Annotated in this window: 14 protein-coding genes and 1 tRNA gene; 11 read left to right on the plus strand and 4 right to left on the minus strand. The window is 59.4% G+C overall.

Features of this window, described 5'->3' with window-relative positions:
* Positions 1 to 234 precede the first annotated feature (234 nt).
* Positions 235 to 888 (minus strand): response regulator transcription factor, encoded by a 654-nt coding sequence (locus QQK63_RS14270; protein ID WP_277828379.1) that lies wholly within the window; start codon positions 886 to 888, stop codon positions 235 to 237.
* Positions 885 to 1,520, minus strand: a complete 636-nt coding sequence (locus QQK63_RS14275; protein WP_277828381.1) for a helix-turn-helix transcriptional regulator — start codon at positions 1,518 to 1,520, stop codon at positions 885 to 887. The genes QQK63_RS14270 and QQK63_RS14275 overlap by 4 nt, the downstream gene beginning before the upstream one ends.
* Positions 1,521 to 2,769: 1,249 nt before the next feature.
* Here QQK63_RS14275 and QQK63_RS14280 point away from each other — a divergent pair.
* From QQK63_RS14280 to QQK63_RS14325, 10 genes are all read left to right on the plus strand, one after another.
* A complete protein-coding gene (locus tag QQK63_RS14280) occupies positions 2,770 to 3,276 on the plus strand; it encodes a hypothetical protein (protein WP_277828383.1) in 507 nt (168 codons plus the stop codon).
* Positions 3,273 to 3,674, plus strand: coding sequence for a phage holin family protein (locus tag QQK63_RS14285; protein ID WP_284283230.1), 402 nt, complete (start codon positions 3,273 to 3,275; stop codon positions 3,672 to 3,674). Before QQK63_RS14280 ends, QQK63_RS14285 begins: the two co-directional genes overlap by 4 nt.
* On the plus strand, positions 3,664 to 4,710 hold the full coding sequence (locus QQK63_RS14290; protein ID WP_277828387.1) for a DUF3618 domain-containing protein: 1,047 nt from the start codon (positions 3,664 to 3,666) through the stop codon (positions 4,708 to 4,710). The genes QQK63_RS14285 and QQK63_RS14290 overlap by 11 nt, the downstream gene beginning before the upstream one ends.
* 696 nt (positions 4,711 to 5,406) lie before the next feature.
* Positions 5,407 to 5,751 (plus strand): hypothetical protein, encoded by a 345-nt coding sequence (locus tag QQK63_RS14295; RefSeq protein ID WP_277828391.1) that lies wholly within the window; start codon positions 5,407 to 5,409, stop codon positions 5,749 to 5,751.
* A 154-nt stretch (positions 5,752 to 5,905) separates the two neighbouring features.
* Positions 5,906 to 6,130, plus strand: a complete 225-nt coding sequence (locus tag QQK63_RS14300; RefSeq protein WP_277828393.1) for a hypothetical protein — start codon at positions 5,906 to 5,908, stop codon at positions 6,128 to 6,130.
* Between the two features lie 110 nt (positions 6,131 to 6,240).
* On the plus strand, positions 6,241 to 6,732 hold the full coding sequence (locus QQK63_RS14305; RefSeq protein WP_284283231.1) for a YciE/YciF ferroxidase family protein: 492 nt from the start codon (positions 6,241 to 6,243) through the stop codon (positions 6,730 to 6,732).
* 206 nt (positions 6,733 to 6,938) lie between these two features.
* Complete coding sequence (locus tag QQK63_RS14310) at positions 6,939 to 7,466, plus strand: sigma-70 family RNA polymerase sigma factor (RefSeq protein WP_277828397.1); 528 nt, start codon at positions 6,939 to 6,941, stop codon at positions 7,464 to 7,466.
* Between the two features lie 707 nt (positions 7,467 to 8,173).
* A complete protein-coding gene (locus QQK63_RS14315; protein WP_277828399.1) occupies positions 8,174 to 9,346 on the plus strand; it encodes an AI-2E family transporter in 1,173 nt (390 codons plus the stop codon).
* 500 nt (positions 9,347 to 9,846) lie between these two features.
* A complete protein-coding gene (locus QQK63_RS14320) occupies positions 9,847 to 14,163 on the plus strand; it encodes a chemotaxis protein CheB (RefSeq protein WP_277828403.1) in 4,317 nt (1,438 codons plus the stop codon).
* A gap of 204 nt (positions 14,164 to 14,367) precedes the next feature.
* Entirely contained in the window at positions 14,368 to 14,727 is a 360-nt protein-coding gene (locus QQK63_RS14325) for a PRC-barrel domain-containing protein (RefSeq protein ID WP_277828405.1), read from the plus strand.
* A 136-nt stretch (positions 14,728 to 14,863) separates the two neighbouring features.
* Here QQK63_RS14325 and QQK63_RS14330 read toward each other — a convergent pair whose 3' ends face one another.
* Together QQK63_RS14330 and QQK63_RS14335 are read right to left on the minus strand one after the other, a co-directional pair.
* Positions 14,864 to 15,769, minus strand: a complete 906-nt coding sequence (locus QQK63_RS14330) for a PRC-barrel domain-containing protein (RefSeq protein ID WP_277828407.1) — start codon at positions 15,767 to 15,769, stop codon at positions 14,864 to 14,866.
* 578 nt (positions 15,770 to 16,347) lie between these two features.
* Positions 16,348 to 16,437: transfer RNA gene (locus tag QQK63_RS14335), tRNA-Ser, on the minus strand.
* A 167-nt stretch (positions 16,438 to 16,604) separates the two neighbouring features.
* Between QQK63_RS14335 and QQK63_RS14340 the strand changes: the two genes are divergently transcribed.
* Positions 16,605 to 17,033 (plus strand): DUF2852 domain-containing protein, encoded by a 429-nt coding sequence (locus QQK63_RS14340; protein WP_277828409.1) that lies wholly within the window; start codon positions 16,605 to 16,607, stop codon positions 17,031 to 17,033.
* Positions 17,034 to 17,074 lie beyond the last annotated feature (41 nt).

Here is a 17,074-nt window from a genome sequence, read left to right on the forward strand (position 1 = left end):
CAGGTCCTTGCTCGAGAACCAGACTAGAGATCGGTAGGGTGAACGGAGAGTCGGGAAGACCGTCAGCGCCTGTAGGGATAACCTCACAAAAACCAATCAGTCGACGTGCCGGTTGATAGACAGGTGGCGACGGCGCCGTGCAATCGCACGGTGCAGAACACCGCACAGGCATTCGCGCCGGAGCCGTACCCAAACGCTTGTTTCAAATGAGTTTTCTTCAATTAACTTTAGAGCTTAGTCTAGCCAACCTTCGGCGATCGCGTGGCGTACCAGATCGCATCTGGTGCGCAATCCCAGCTTTCCCATACCCCGGGCCTTGTAGGTTTCTACGGTCTTTTGGCTTAACCCGAGCTCTGCCGCCGCCTGCTTTTGGCTCATGCCTTGCGAAAGCCTTCGAAGGACCACGCTTTCGCGGTCGCTCAACGGCTTGGCATCGCGGCCAACCTCGAACGCGGGCTCCATGACGAGGTCCTTGTAGACCGGGTCGATATACAGGCCGTTGCCCACAACCACCGTTAAGGCCTGCCTGAGTTGAAGGGACCCTGCGCTGCGGGGCAGCATGGCGCGCACACCCAGCTGGATACACCGGCGGGACACCTTGAGCGACAGGGTCGATCCGTAAGACAGCAACACGGTATCTGGGCAGTGGCGCCGCAAATGCAGGATGAACCGTTCCGGTCCTCCAATGGCGCGATCAAGGTCCAGCACGACGATGTCGGGCTTCAGGGCAAAAAGGTCATCGAGCCTTGTCCAGTTCAGCGCCACGACTTGCGACGTCGCGGCAACCGGGGCGTCCCGGATCTCCCGCGATAGCGCTTCGGCCAAGATCGGACTTTCGTCTATGACAACGACAATCAACGGCACCGGCCGTTGATCGTGTCGGCTCACGACAGCCAATCGTTTCGCAGTGCATATTCCACGATAGATGACTTGCGCGAGAGGCCCAGCTTTCGCGTCCCGCGGAGCTTGTACGTTTCGACGGTTTTGATGCTGAGTGCGAGGAGGCGCGCGATTTCCTTGTGGCTGTGCCCACGCGCGACATGCTCAAGAACAAATTGCTCGCGCCCACTCAGGCTGTCTAGGCACCCAACGTGATCATCATTTCCAAGGGCGCTCACAAGGCCGCTGTCCACGTAAATGCCGCCCAGAAAAACCGTCCGCAACGCTTCCACGAGATCCTCGATCGGCAACAGCTGCGACACCGCGCCCCCAAAGCCCGCCTGTACACAGGCGGCAGCCGACGACCGAGCGCTTGGCGAAAAATACGCGATCCCGCGACACTCATGATTGGCCTGCGCGAGGGATTGCACGAAGTCCGCTGGGCTGGCTGGGAGAAAATCAGGATCGATAAGGACAGCGCAGGTCCGGACCTGCGCCACGAGGTCCATCAATGAACCACCATTTTCTGAGTGGACTAAACTTTTGAAGACCCCGCAACGATTGAAAGCACTGCGCAGGCTATCGGCCAGAAAGCGATTTCTTTCACAAATTATCAAAGTTGGGATCTGACGGTCATCCATCGATCTGCAACTCATTAAAAATACAAGGCTTTTGGGACATGATACAAACTTACCGCTAAGAACAAATAACGTGTCGAAAACGCGGAATGGCGCGTTGAAGGCTTTTTTACCAAGCGAAACATCTCGCGTTTAGGCCCGGAAACTACTCAGACCCTGTCTTGGTCTGCGAAATCAGCTGATGGCCGAGGTTTCTCTTTTCCCGTGGATGGACGCGCGGGCGGGGACTCTATCCCCTTACTTGCTCTGGTTGCACGCTCGGGTTGGCGCGCAAACATACAAGAATCCGAGGCGCCTCCTTCAATCTGCGCGGGATTGGCAGCAAGCTTGCCCCGCGTGGACGAGAAGGCGGCACTGTCTCATCTCACGAGGCCCGCATGACAAACCCGATGCTCCGCGCAATCGATGAACCGAAGAACCTTAAAGGCACCCAACTCATCCCCGCGCCTTTTGTTGCGCCAGAATTGCCGCGCCGAGAGATGACGCTGGTGGCTCGACCGATTGCGGGCGCCTCGACGGTTTCGGCGGTGCGCCTTTGGAGTGGCCCGGACCTTGCGCGGCCAGCTCGGCTTTTGCCCGTCGGAGCGCAGAGTAAAGATCTGCGAACCCAAAATTATGGCGGGTGCTTTTGCCACCTTCGGATAGGGAAGCAGGCGAATGCAACGCGCTGATCGCGGCTACCCTCGCCTTTTCGCAGGCCTCCTCAAGACGACGGATCAGGGCGCGGAGATCTTTTGCCGTACTCGTGCGCAGGACATGGTGCCGGGCGGCTTTCATCAAATCCGAGTAGGCCGGGAACGGATCACCGTGATTGATTTTGTCTTGGCCCAATTCTAGGTCCACCTGCATGTGCGGTTAAGGTGTCGACCGGCCCTAGCCGTCGACATGACGATGTGGAGCAAGCCATATCAGGGACGGAAACTCGTTCGGTACTGACGTATCGGGCACCATACCTCTGTTCTACCTTACGCGCCGCCGAAGGCGATTGAAGCGCCGGAATCTACTCATGCCGCGATCATGCCGAGGCAACCGGGTGGTGCAGTCAGCATCTCGAACGCCACATGTCAAAGCACGGCAAACCGGCCTTCGTCATGAACTGATGGCTGCACCGACAAAGAACTTCGGAACGCAGCGGCCTGCGGTCGCGTTGCTTCGGAAAGGTTCGAAAAGACTGCACTGACTGCCTCGGGCCTCCGGGCTTCTCCCGTCCGGTCACACGCGCGCATCTCCAATCGCCAGAAAGGCCGATCTCATGACCGATGACACCAAGCAAGCCGGCAAAGCCGCTGCATCGACAGGCACAAGCGTCACCTCCAGCCTCCGGGACGCAGTCTCTCATACCTATGATCAGACCATGACCGAAGCGCGCGCACGGGCCGATGATGCCAAGGCAGATGTGGCGACCGAGGTCATGGATGTGGCCAACGCGCTTCGCCATGCCGCCGAAGAACTGCGGGATGGGTCCGCACAGGAACGCACGTTGGGACAGATCGCCGGAGGCATTGCCGATGCGTCGGACGCGATCCGCGACAAGGATTTTGGAGAGATCGTCGAGATGGTCAGCGATCTCGGCCGCCGCAACCCGGGCCTGTTTCTCGGCGGTGCCGCATTCCTTGGCTTCGTCGCCAGCCGCTACGGAAAGGCTTCTGCCCATAGCGGGCCCGAGGGAAGGCAGAAGGCAAAGGATCACAAGAAGCAGGTCCAAGCGTTCGTCAGTGAAGGCAACCCCAACACCCAAGCCGTTCAGACCGCACCATGAACCCCACGGATACACCCAAATCCGCAGGTTCCATGATGTCCGACCTGATAGGACATATCGGCAACCTTGTGCGCAACGAGGTCGATCTGGCCCGTGCCGAAGTCGCGCAGAACCTCGACAAAGTCGGCGCATCGCTTGGCGCCATGGCGCTGGCCGTTGCCTTGGGCATTGCAGGCCTCAACCTTTTGGCCATGTCGCTTGTGGCCCTGGTGATCTGGGCCGGTCTGCCGCCCCATTGGGCCACCCTTGTCGTCGGCGCGGCCCTGATCTTGGTCGCGCTGCTCATCTTCCGATCCGCCAGATCCACCCTCCACCAGATCGGCTTTGCGCCGACCCGCACCGCCCGCAACGTCCAACGCGACGCGGCGGCCATCAAGGAGAGTATCCATGCCAAATGACACCCGCACTCCCGACGACATCGAGCGCGATATCGTCACCGAACGCGCAGAGATGCGCGACACGTTCCGCGATCTGCAAAAGAAGTTCTCGGTTGAGACCATCCTAAACGACATCACGGACATGGCCCGTGACCAGGGCGGTGAGCTTGGCCGGAGGGTCAGCCAGACGGTGGGCCGCAACCCCGCTGCTATTGCCGTCATCGGTATGGGCCTTGCTTGGCTTTTTCTGGGGAAGGACCGATCCGAAGGCCAACGGGACGAACAGCACCGTTCGCCCCAATCATCGCGCCGGAAGGCCGATCACGACTGGTCGAACGGTGGCCATGCCACCGAGAGTGATCCGTCATGGTATGGCAAGACCGATGCCTTGCCCGACTCAGACGCGCAAAGCCTCGCTAGGGGGCGTGTTGGTCGCTCCGCGGACCGCGGCGACACATCAGATGGCATTCTGGGACGGGTTCGCGACGCGGCCGAAACGGCCGGTGATGGGATGTCGGATGCGGCAGGCAATTGGCGCGACAAGACTTTGGACCTGACGGCACGATTGTCGCATGGCCTCGAAGATCTGTCCGGGGAAGCAAAGTCGCGCGTGGTCGCCGCCCGTCGCGCTGCGCATGAGGTGCGCGTCTCGTCTGAGGCCATGATGCACAAGGGGATGCGCCGGGCCTCCACCCTCTTCGAGGATCAGCCGCTGGTGGTGGGTGCCTTGGCCGTGGCCGCAGGCGCTGCCGTTGGCGCGATGCTGCCCCACACGAGGGTCGAGGATAACACCATGGGCGAGAGCCGCGATCGGTTGTTCGACGAAGCCGAAGCCGTATTCCGCGAAGAACGCGACAAGGCAATGGCCGCCGCCCGGGAGGTCGGCAAGACCGTAGCCTCCGAGGTGCGCGACGACCTTGATGACTTCAGTGAGGCCATTGGGGATCTGCTGCCCGAAGACAAAACGGCCGGTGATGTCATCGCCGATCACGCGTCTGATGCAGCCGGGCGCGTCTGGAACAGCGCCACCGGCACTGCCGATAAACGAGACATGTGAGCTGCAGCGAAGCTTGATGGACATGTGGGCGGGCAGATTTGTCCGCCCTACTTATGTCCGGTTCCCACGTTCCCCTTATCCAATGATGTCTTATCCGGAAGCCACATCCGGACCAATGCTCCTGTCAGGGCTAAAGGAGTCAGAGACTGCGGAGGCCACCCCAACGCGTTTGTGAGACCGTGACAGGTCTGGGCTCGGCTGCACATCGTGAACTTTAGATGCGCAATATACGGCAAAGTCCCTTGCAACGGAAATGAGTAGATTCCGGTTCTACCGGCATCCTGACGAGCTCCGTAATGTGGACGAAGAAGTAACCTCGTTTGCTTCTGCCTGTGATGTAAATGGTTGGTTCTTGATAACGACGTACCTCGTAACAGGCTGGGTGGTCCACGCCACGGCTGATAGAAAGTCACACGGCCCACACAAAGGTCTATGCTGGCAAATACCAGTTCGGGCCATCCAGCCAATTCCAAACACGATTTGGTGTCAGCACAAAACGCGCGCTGCTTTCGGCATGTCATAAATTCAGCAGGCTTGACCAAAGCGCATCTCGGAACATGCCGAAACCATACTCAAGTGAAAAAGCCGCTTATGTATCAGATCGTCTATATCGTTGGCGTCATTATCATCGTCGTGGCCTTGCTTGGTTTTGTCAGCCTGCGTTGAAAACTTGGCCGCATCCTAGGAAATAGTCCAATGACTTTTGAAAACCCGCCGCGAAACCATACGACGTCCCTCTCAAGTGCAGCACCCCTTGCCGACCGCGACCGCGCCTATCTCGCGCAGCTCTTCGCGGCCAATACAGACCTTGATCCAAATGCAGCGCTTGCCCGTGTCGGCGAGATCGAGAGCGAAATAGCGGATGCACGAACGGCCGCCCTCGACGCGGTCGAAGATGCCCGGGTCGCGGGGGTCGTGTTCGGCTTCATCGCGGCTGCGACGCTACTGAGCGGCGCGATCGCGGCCTTCTATTCCGCGACCGCCGGTGGCGGGCATCGGGACGAAGGCCTTGGGCTGGACGTGCTAGTCGCACGGAATTGACGTGCCATAAAATACAATCTCTTGAAGGATAAATCCATGCCCGCCCTTATCGCCTGGCTGATCGGAGCGCCACTCCTCGTCGTGATAATATTCGCTCTGCTTCTATGATCAATGCAGGTCATAAGACATGAGTCCTGTGACTAAGGAAACCCAGATGAACAAGAACATTCAGGTTGATCTCTTTATCAGCATGCTGGCGGAAGAAGTCGAAGCCTATCGGACAAATGGGGAGCCTGGTTCCCCTCAGGTCGTGAATGTATTTGCGAAGCATCATGCAAAGCTTCCCAAGGTAGAAAGAGTGAAATCAGCGGAATCTCCGGAGCCGCTTGATTGCTTTGAGTTGATGTTGACCGGAAAAAAATGGCGCGACGATCAATAACCAAGAGAGACGATCTCGAACATCCACCGTCTATTTTCGAAAATCCATTCTATCCTTTCGGTGTAGCAAACATCGGGATGGTAGATCGAACCTTCACAGGAGCTGCCCCCATGACAATCAAAAATCTTGGTGACCTTTTCCTTCATACATTGAAGGACGTGCTTTATGCTGAACGCCAAATCCTGAAGGCTCTGCCGAAAATGGAGCGAAAGGCGACCGATCCCACCCTGAAAGCCATCCTGTCGTCGCACCAAGAAGAGACTGAAGACCACGTCGCGCGTCTTGAGCAGGTCTTCGACATTCTTGGCAAACCGGCTCGTGGCGCGAAATGCGATGCAATGATCGGCCTCGTCGAGGAAACCGAGAACCTGATGGCCGAGATCGACGATAAAGAGGCGATGGACGCGGCCCTCATCTCGCTCGCGCAAGCGGTGGAACACTACGAGATCGCCCGATATGGAACTCTCGTGGCTTGGGCCAAGCAGCTTGACCATGCCAACGCAGCGGCCCTCCTGAAAGAGACGCTTGATCAGGAATACGGTGCCGACAAGGCGCTGTCCAAGTTGGCCGAGACGCATCTCAACGCGGAAGCTGCCGCCTGACCGGCGACGGGACCAGACAGCCCCCACATGGTTCTGAGGCCATGTGGAGGAAATCATCCAAAGCGACCACGAGGGCTTTATGGGCTTTGGCGCATGTCGCGATGACCCCGCTCGAAACGTGGGCCCATTTCCGCCCTGTCAGGCGTCTAGCCACCTTTTGTGTGGAAGACCTGTCTGTTGGCGCTCAACCAAAGGCGCATAGTCCGATGATCGATGACGAGCATGCATTTCATGGCCTTCTGCCGCCTGAGATCGAACCGCTGCGGCGGCATGCACTTAGGCTTACATCAAACGAGCATCGGGCGCAGGATCTGGTTCAAGCGACCCTCCTGAAGGCCTGGACAAATCGCACCAGCTATCAACCGGGAACCAATCTGAGCGCATGGCTCTTCACCATCATGCGCAACACGTTCTTCTCGGATCTACGCAAACTGCGCCACGAGGTTGAGGATGTGGATGGTCTCTACGCCCAAGCCCTCGCAGAGGCGCCGTGCCAGGTCGATGTGATCGCGCTCAAGGAACTCATCGCAGCCATAGGACGATTGCCTTGTGCCCAACGACAGCCGCTGGTGTTGATGGGGGCTTACGGGTTCTCACAACTGGAAGCCGCCGATGCCTGCGGCTGCACCATCGGCACGATCAAAAGCCGTGTAAGTAGGAGCAGGGCCGCGTTGAGCGTGATATTGGCCCATGACGAGATGCCCGCTGGCACCCGGCAGGCCAGATCTGGATGAATTTTGAATTCCTCCAAGGCCGGGACTTTCACGTCGCCCCTCGACCGGAACAGTCGTTGACCAGTCTGTTGATTGGTAGGTCTGCTGCCGCGCCCCGGGCAAGCTTTGCCGTTCTCGGCCGGCCCTTAACAGCAAGATGACGCCCACGCGCTTTGCTGAGTTTGATGAGGCTTAACATTCCCCGGCAACGTGCCGCGCGCCGGGCGCACCCCGCCAAGCACCCCACAAACGGGCGGGTGCCGGGCAAAACCTTGGGAGACACCACCATGTTTGGGCTTTTCATCGCGATCGGGATCTTCGGTCTGATGTTTCTGATTGTCGCAGCGGGGTTCCGTTCTTCAGAAAGGGCTGTCAACTCTGCCCTAGGAACCACATCGGAGCGTGCAATCGTGCGCACGGACACCGGCCAGGTCCATACGAGGTAAGGGCATTCGGCAAGTCGACCGCCATGCCTATCGTCAAGAGTGAGACCATCGCCGGAGCGGCATCCAGCTTCGCGTGGCGCGGCCCCGACGCACTCGTAAGCTGCCGCGCCACCATGCGCTGAGCCTACGCCACACTTGTAAAAAACTCTGTGGCTAGACCGCTTGGGCGAAGCGCTCCACCCACCAGAAGCACGGGTTGCTACGCCAAAAAGGAGGACCCTGCTGTACCAGCACAATCTGGACAGCCCGTTTGCCGTGACCCGTAAAAGGTATTCAGTGTCAATGACGGACCCGACGCAAAGTCGTCCATCCACCACCGGACAAACACGGGAGGCCGACCACAAGGTTCCCGGGCGTGGCCGTGACAGGCTTCCAACTGCCTTGCTCGTCATCATCGCCGGCATATTGACGATAGCCGCACTCGATGCTGCGAGCTTCATCGCGGTTCCTGCGGTCCTTGCCCTATTGTCTGCGATAGCACTTACTCCCGCCGTGAAATGGCTGGGTCGAACCGGCGCCCCACCCTCGCTGTGCGCGGCACTTGTTGTGGGCGGGATTCTCGGAGCCGTGGCAAGCTGTACATATCTCCTTATGCCTTCGGCTGAGGCCATGAACGAGCGCGCGCCGGAGATCCTGCGGGAGATCGAGACGCGATTGCGTAGGATCTTTGCCGAACTGTCTCCTCCCATGGTCGCACCGGCTGACGATGTTTCCGCTATGGCCCGGCCGGAGGCACCCACAGGCAACCCGGATGGCGCACCTGCGCCAGAGGCGGACAGCGACGCCGTCAGCAGGTTGGTCGAAGGGAGCCAGAACCTGATGGCAGGATGGGCCATTGGCGTGCCGGGTGTTGTCGCGGGCGCGGTGTTTTGGGCCATGCTGACGTTCTACATGCTGCGCGACCGCGCCATGCTGAGCAGGGCATGCATGGCGGTGTTCGCCGATGCCTCGACACGGCGCTCCGTTGCAAGGGCGATGCGCGATGTCCAGACAAACGTCGCCCGCTATCTGCTGGCCATTTTGATGGTGAACTTTGGTCTCGGCGTTTGCATCGCCGTGGCGTTTCAGGTTCTGGGCGTTTCGAATGCAGGGCTTTGGGGTGCGGCAGGAGGGCTTTTGAACTTCATGCCGTTCATCGGCATCGCTTTGTTTGCTTTGGTTACGCTGGGTGTCGGGATTGCATCCGACGCACCTCCCCTTCTCGCATTCGCACCCTTTGTCGCCGTGGTCGTCCTTAATGTCATCGAGGGTCACATCGTAACCCCTATGGTGGTGGGCGCGCGCATCCAGATCGCCCCGATTGCCGTCTTTGCCACGATCTTTTTCGGAGCCTGGCTATGGGGCGCGGCCGGCGCATTGGTTGCAACCCCCGCACTGATCGTGGCCGTCGCCTTCATGCAACGACTGAGCGTTGGGGTGAGGACGTTGACCGAACCAAAAAGACCAAGCACCTGAAAACCGCAGTGATTGTCTGACCATTTGAGGGCCAAGGTTTCGGATTGCTGACATGAATGCCGCGCACCGTTAACGCAAAATCTGGCTCCGCCCCATGCGCAAAAGAGCTTGTGCAGCAGTGTTTCTGGCGCATCGGCGCCTGCCTGATCGGTCCGGCGTGTGTTAGCGTCATATCCTAGCCGCACGGCCGTGTGATGGTCGAAGGTCTGGATCCACGCCAGGTCGCGACCTGGCGCAATCTCAAACATCACGATCCCCTTTGTGGATCCTCTCAGACACACCTTGGGACATTGATGAGGTCAGGTGCGGCGGCGTGGTCAATGCCACGCAGTAACCGCTGACGGCTCGGTTCTTGCCGGGCCTTGGCAGCGCAATCACTGATGTGCAGTCGCGCAGGGATGTGCTATCCCCGGATTAGCACTTAGGCTGCCAGATCTGTGTAGGACAGTATTGTCCCGATCCAGACGCGTCCCTGGCGGTGAACCCAAAAGGAACAGCCAGTGCTTAAGGAAAGACCGCAAGAAGATTTTCCCGTCGTCGCCATCGGGGCCTCGGCCGGGGGGCTGGAGGCCTGTCGGGCCATGCTGGGCGAATTGCCCGGTGATCTGCACGCCGCGCTGATCTTGATCCTTCACCTTGACCCGACCCATGACAGCATGATGGTCGATCTTCTGGCCGACCACACCCACCTTGACGTCATTCAGGCCTCCGAGGGGCAAGAGCTTAAGCCCGGTTGCCTTTACGTCATTCCACCCGGGGTCTTCCTGACGGTCGCCAAGCGGACCATCCACCTGACCGCACCCGCAGGCGGCAAGGCCGTGCGCCTACCCTTCGACGCTCTGCTGAAATCCCTTGCCGAGGACCTCGGGCCCTCTGCTGCCTGTATCGTCTTGTCGGGCACCGGTTCGGATGGAACATCCGGGATCGCAGACATTCATGACGCAGGGGGCCTTGTCATCGTGCAGGACCCCAAAGAGGCGGGCTATCCGGGGATGCCCGATAGCGCACTTGCCACCGGCAAGGTGTCCGAGGTGCTGGGAACAGACCAGATGGCTAATGCCATCACGCGCTTTGCCGACAGGATCATTGGTGGCGCCATGCCCGCGAAAGGCCAGAAGGTCGATCCCGCACCCCCCAAAGGCGCGAAGCCCGGATACAATGACCTGATCGCCTTCATCGGAAATCATGCCGAACAGGATCTTTTGCTCTACAAAAGAGGAACGCTTGAGCGCCGCATCGTTCGGAGGATGGCTCTCGTCGGGCTGGGGGCCGACGAGATAGGGGGCTATCTCACGATGCTGAAAGCGGATGCTGCGGAACGCGTTCGCCTTTCGGCGGACCTGCTGATCCACGTCACAAGCTTTTTCCGCGATCCAGCCGTTTTCGACCATCTATCGTCCAAGGCGATACCAGAACTCCTCAAGGGGCTTCCCGCTGGTCGCGCACTGCGCGTGTGGGTCGCAGGCTGCAGCACCGGCGAAGAGTCTTACAGCATCGCAATGCTTTGCCTTGAGGTGATGCAGGATCTGGGGTTCAACGGCCAACTTCAGATCCTGGCCTCTGATATCGATCCTGAAGCGATCGCAATGGCGCGGGCCGGATTTTATCCCAAAGAAATTGCGGCGGCGGTTTCCCCGGAACGGCTGGCACGGTTCTTTGTCGAAGAAGAAGGCGGGTGGCGCGTAAGCACAGAATTGCGGAATGTCGTGGTTTTCACCGTCGCCGACCTCCTGTCGGACCCGCCATTTTCCAAGATTGACCTCGTGTCATGCCGCAACGTGCTGATCTATCTTGGCCCCGAGGCCCAAAAGCGCGTCATCGCGCGCTGCTGCTTTGCCTTGAAACCCGGCGGCCTTCTGTTGCTGGGCGCCGCTGAGATGCCAGGGGCGAGTGACGGCTGCTTTGCGGTCGAAGACAAGTCGGCAAGGCTCTGGCGTCGGGTCGGAAAAAGCTCACATGCCGATCTCAACTTCACCAACGGCATACGAACGGACCTTACAGTGCCGAACGAAATTGCCCCTGTGCGTCGCGGGGCATTGGCTGATCTATGCCGCCGCATCGTAATCGAACAATACGCCCCAGCCGCAGTCCTGATGAACGCAAGGCTCGAGGTCCTGTATCTTCTGGGTCCGACAGAAAAATACCTCACGATCACACAGGGCCATCCCGATCCCGGCTTTATTGGCATGCTTCCCAAGGTACTTCGAGCGCGTGTTAGGGCAGCGGCAGCGGCCTGCACCGTCGACACCTCCCCGGTAACCGTTTCGGGCGGGCGCATTTTGGGAAAAAATGGGTTCGACATTGCCCTGCACACCGTCAAAGCAGGTGCGGAAACGATGCTGCTCGCGTGCTTTATCGACACCCCCAACCCAGCACCAAGAACCAGTGACGCAGAGGCAGCCGCCGACGAGGCCCGGCACACGGGCGACCTCGAGGCCGATCTGGAAGCCGCGCGGAGCGACCTGTCCGATGCGCTGCGCGATCTGGAGAAAGAGGTTGAGGCCCATGGTGCCGACGCTGCGGAAGCCTTGTCCGTCAACGAGGAATTCCAATCCACCAACGAGGAACTTCTGGCTTCAAAGGAGGAGCTTCAATCACTCAATGAGGAACTGACCGCGCTCAACAGCCAATTGCAAGAAACCCTTGAACGGCACCGCACCACCGCCAACGACCTGCAAAATGTCCTCTACAGCACCGATGTGGCCACGCTGTTTCTCGATCTGAACTTGAAGATACGCTTCTTCACGCCCGCCGCGCGTCAGATCTTCCGGGTGATCTCGACAGATGTGGGCAGACCGCTGTCGGACCTCGCCTCGGTCTCCAGAGATGATGATCTGGATGCGGATTGTCGCCGTCTGCTCACCTCATCCGAACCTATCGAGCGGGAGATCGAGAGCGCGGGAGAGCGATGGCTCCTGCGCCGGGCGCAGCCTTATCGCACCGAGGGCGGCCGAGTTGAGGGGATTGTCATCACGTATGTCGACATCACTGAGCGCAAGCACATCAATGCCGACCTGGTAGCCGCCATGACCGAAGCCGACAGGGCCACAAAGGCCAAGTCGCGCTTTCTTGCCGCTGCCAGCCATGATCTGCGACAGCCGCTGCAATCCATGGCGCTGCTGCACAACCTTTTGTCAGGCAACAAGCGGTCGACCGAAGGGGCCCGATTGGCCGCATTGATGGATCTGACGCTGACCTCAATGACGGCGATGCTGGATTCAATGCTGGATGTTAACCGCATCGAAACGGGTGTTGTTCGCCCTGACATGCGGCCGGTCGCTATCGGCCCGCTGTTGGAGAGGCTCGCGGAAGAATTCCGCACGGCCTGCGAGATCAAGGGGCTGAAATTAAAGGTCGCGCCCTGCACGGCTTGGGTCAGGACCGATCCACAGCTTTTGGTGCAGATGCTCCGCAACCTTCTATCCAACGCGCTGAAATATACGCCTCAGGGCGGCATATTGCTCGGATGCCGACGTCGTGGAGCGGACTTGATGATTGTGGTCTGCGACACCGGCGTCGGCGTTGTCGCGTCGGAAACCGGAAAGATCTTTGATCCCTACCATCAGGGCGAAAACACCACCGAGCTTGCGGGGAACGGTCTTGGCCTTGGGTTGTCGATCGTCAAGCGCCTTTCAGAATTGATGGATCAGCCGATCTCGGTCCTGTCGACCCCCGGCAAAGGGTCATCCTTCATGATCAGGGCCCCGATGGTTGAACCCGGGCCCACGGGTACGGATGAAATCCAGAATGCGGCCACCCTGCAGGATGCCATCGTGCAAACGGGAACGATCCTGTTGGTCGAAGATGAAGAGCCTTTGCGTGGTCTGCTGGCGGAGATCCTCGAAAAAGGGGGACATCAGGTGATTGCATTGTCGAATTCGAAGTCGGCGGCAGAATGGGCAAGCAGCGCAGGCACGGTACCGGATCTGGTGCTGACGGACTACGACCTGCACGGCAGTGCAACCGGCCTGAAGCTGGCGCAGGATCTGCCAGAAATTCTCGGCACAGCGGTGCCCACAGTGATCTTGACCGGCGACATCACCTCCGACACGCTGACGAGGATCGCGGCCTCGTCCTGCCATCAGGTCACCAAACCTGTGATGCCCGATGTCCTGCTGGCGAAAATTTCAAACCTTATCAGGACGGCGCGTGCCGAACGGGGGACGTCCGACCCTGTCCCACGCTCGTCCAGAACGAGCATTCATGTCATCGACGACGATCCGTTTGTCCGCGAAGTCATGCGTCGTCTGTTTGAGGCAGAAGGTTACATGGTCATGACCTACGCCTCAGCCGAGGATTTTCTCGCGGCCCCACGACCCGGGAACGGCGCTTGTCTGCTGATCGACAACCTGCTGCCCGGTATGAAAGGTGTCGCCTTGATCGACCGGTTGAGATCGGAAAAGGCGCGACTTCCCACCGTGATGCTGACCGGACACGGAGACGCAGCCCTAGCCGTGGCCGCCATGAAGGCCGGCGCGTCGGACCTGATCGAAAAGCCGGCAAGTGCCGCCGACCTGCTGGCCAGCGTGCAGCATGCACTTGCGACGGCGAAGGATGGCAAAGACGGCAAGGACGGCAACCAACCGGGTGAGGCGCGCAAGGCAGCGCGTCTGAGGTTCGAGGATCTGACCAAACGCGAACGTCAGGTCATGGCAGAGGTCCTGGAAGGCGTCCCGAACAAGATCATCGCTGCCGACCTCGGAATTAATCAGCGCACGGTCGAAAACCACCGCGCCGCGGTGATGCGCAAAACCGGAGCGGCATCGCTGCCGGAACTGGTGCGGCTGGCCTTGTTGGCAGATGTGGTGGGCAACTGATCCCATCGCGATCCTGCACGGCTATTTCTCTGACTGTCGGAACGCTCCTGCCAGACCGCGCGTTTGCTTGATGTATCCGGTCCGCTGCGAACTTGACGTGCCCGAGGGCAAAAATTGGCACGCAACGGACAGGGGACAATTCGCAACCCGGCAGGGGGCACCTGTTTCCAGCTATCCCAAGCTTCGGGATCCAAGGAGAACGCCATGACAGATCATGCAAACACCAAGCACGGAATGGGTACGGGCGGCGCCTACGGTTTTGTCCGTGATGGCTACGCCCAGGCAAACAACCATGACCTTACGACCGCCGATGTCAAAAGCGCGCACGTTTATGGCCGCGACGAAGAAACCATCGGATCAATCAGTGCGCTGAAGGTCGGAACGGATGGGAAGATCAACCATGCCGTAATCGATGTCGGCGGATTTCTGGGCATGGGCGCGCATTCCGTGTTGATCCCGTTTGGCGACCTGACAATCCTGCGGGAAACAGATGGCTCGGATCTGCGGGTCAATCTCGATACGACCAAGGAAAAGCTGAAGGCGATGCCGCATCACAAAATGTGATATCGGCAACTCAGTCTACCTTTGATTGAAATGAGGCCGCACAAACGAATTGTGCGGCCTCTTTCGTCAGCTGGCATCAAAGTCACACCGCCTGACCCTTGCGGAAAGGTCCGCAAGGGTCAGACAGGCGAACCGGTCAGTTGGATGCTTGATATTGCGGCAGGGCCTGGATCTGCTCGCGAGTGGCATCGACGTAGATGCGAACGTCGCCATATCCTTCGGTCGACAGGATGGTCAACTCGTCGAAGGTCAGCGATGCCTGACTGCTACCGATCCCCAGAAATCCGCCGAAATCGATGACAACGTTGGTGATCTCTCCGGCGTCGTTGATGATCATGTCCGTGACCTCACCGACATCTTCGTCGTTCACGTCATAGACCGTTTTTCCCATCAGCACGTCGGTCGAAAGCTCGGTAGCTTCGACACGGTCGTAGCCCTCACGCGTCATTTGAGGTGCCGTGAAGCCGGTCTCGTCCGCGCGGACGTCGTCGCCCTCCTGTTGGCCATCCGACATCGCGAGGGTGGAACGATTGTACGAGGGGTAATCGCGCATCACCTCGGCGCCGGTATTGACCACAATATACATCTCGGAGCGATCATCGGCGTCAGTGGCAAAGCTGATCTGTTCCATTGCCACCGCAACATCATGCTCGCCCATGCCGAGGAAGCCACCAACGCCAATCACAAGGGCGCGCACCTCTCCGGTGTTCGACAACACGATCTCGTTGATCTGACCGATGTTATCCATATCATCCAGTTCGACACGATCCATCATCGCCATGGAGTGCCTATCGCCTCCAGTCCGCATCGAACCGTCTGCGGAACGCATTGTGCCCTCCGTGGTTCGGCGCGCGTAGACGTCGTGGCCCATCATCTCCGAGGCAAAAAGGTCAGTAGCGCGGCGCTGGTCCAGAAACCCCTGCATCATGGTGTCTTGCTGCTCGTTATTGGGGTTTTGGGTCGGCGCTTGGGTTTGCGCTGATGTCAGAGTTGGCACCGACAGCGCCATGACGAGAGCGGTCGTGGAAAGCAGCATTTTCATGCGAAATCCTCCTTGGGCGAAGTGCGGATCGATTGCCGACCGCTTGCTCGCCCAACATCAAGGACAACGCCCGCTGGCGATGTCCGTTCCCTTTGCCGTGATCGCCCGATGACCCCGGAGTGCTCCGCCCCCTCCCGCTGAGCGGAGATCTGCCTGCACCCTTAGGGGCAACGACAGCCGCATTCATCGAAGGAACATTCGCGTCGCTGGGCAGTTGTCTGCGCGACGGCTGCGCGCGAGCGCACCGACGAGCACCTGCGCCTGGCCGAAGCAGCAGCCCACGCCTGGCTCTACCTTCATAAGGAATGGCTCATCGCCTTGGCCGATCGACTTTTGGGAGACAGCATTCGGCACGGGAAGCAGATCGAGGAGGTTCTCGAAGGGCCTTTCGCGACCAAACCTGGGCTTGGGGCCCGATGACTCGCCTTGAACCGCCGGGTGGCTTAAAATCGGTTGTGACGGAAACGTCTGGCGTATCGGAATCGTTGTTCCAGCGCCAATTGATACCCCGCGCGATACCCTGCTGAGGATGCGGTGGGGAAATTAAACGGGAAATCAAATCGTTAACGAAAGGGTAGTGGCGGACAGTGAGGGATTCGAACCCTCGAGACGGTTCCCCGCCTACACACTTTCCAGGCGTGCGCCTTCGACCACTCGGCCAACTGTCCGTTCGCGGCGGGATAGCGCAGGCATGGGCGCGAAGGCAAGAGCGAAGCGTCGGTTTCCGCTTATGTGAAGCGTTTTAACTTTTTTCATCCGCACCCCTTGATGGCGGAAGGTGGGCTCCCATCTGTGTAAATGTCTTTCACATTAACATTCCGCAGAGGAGCCCCAGATGACCGACACCCTGACCAACACCGGCCCCGTGCCCGATGCACGCGGCTGGTTTTCCAAAGCCGAGGATTGGCTGGATGCGCGCGGCAAAGGCGCGTGGATCGCCGCGATGGTTTTGGGCTTCATCCTGTTCTGGCCGCTCGGCCTTGCCCTTCTTGCCTACATGATCTGGAGCAAACGCATGTTCAATTCCTCCTGCTCGTCCCGCTACCGCACCGCAATCAAGGGCCATGGGGTCACGCGGTCCTCGGGCAACAGCGCCTTTGACGCCTACAAGGCTGACACCCTGCGTCGTCTGGAACAGGAGCAGGAAGCTTTCGAGGCCTTTCTCCAGCGGCTGCGCGAGGCCAAGGACAAGGCGGAGTTCGACCAGTTCATGGATGACCGTGCCAAGAGCGGCCGCCAGACGGGCGATACGGCTGAAGCCTGAAGCCCTGCCCCGCCCCGCCGCCGTAGCGGCGGGGCTTTTTT

It is taken from the genome of Roseicyclus marinus (assembly GCF_030163795.1).
GTDB classification, from domain to species: Bacteria; Pseudomonadota; Alphaproteobacteria; order Rhodobacterales; family Rhodobacteraceae; genus Roseicyclus; species Roseicyclus marinus.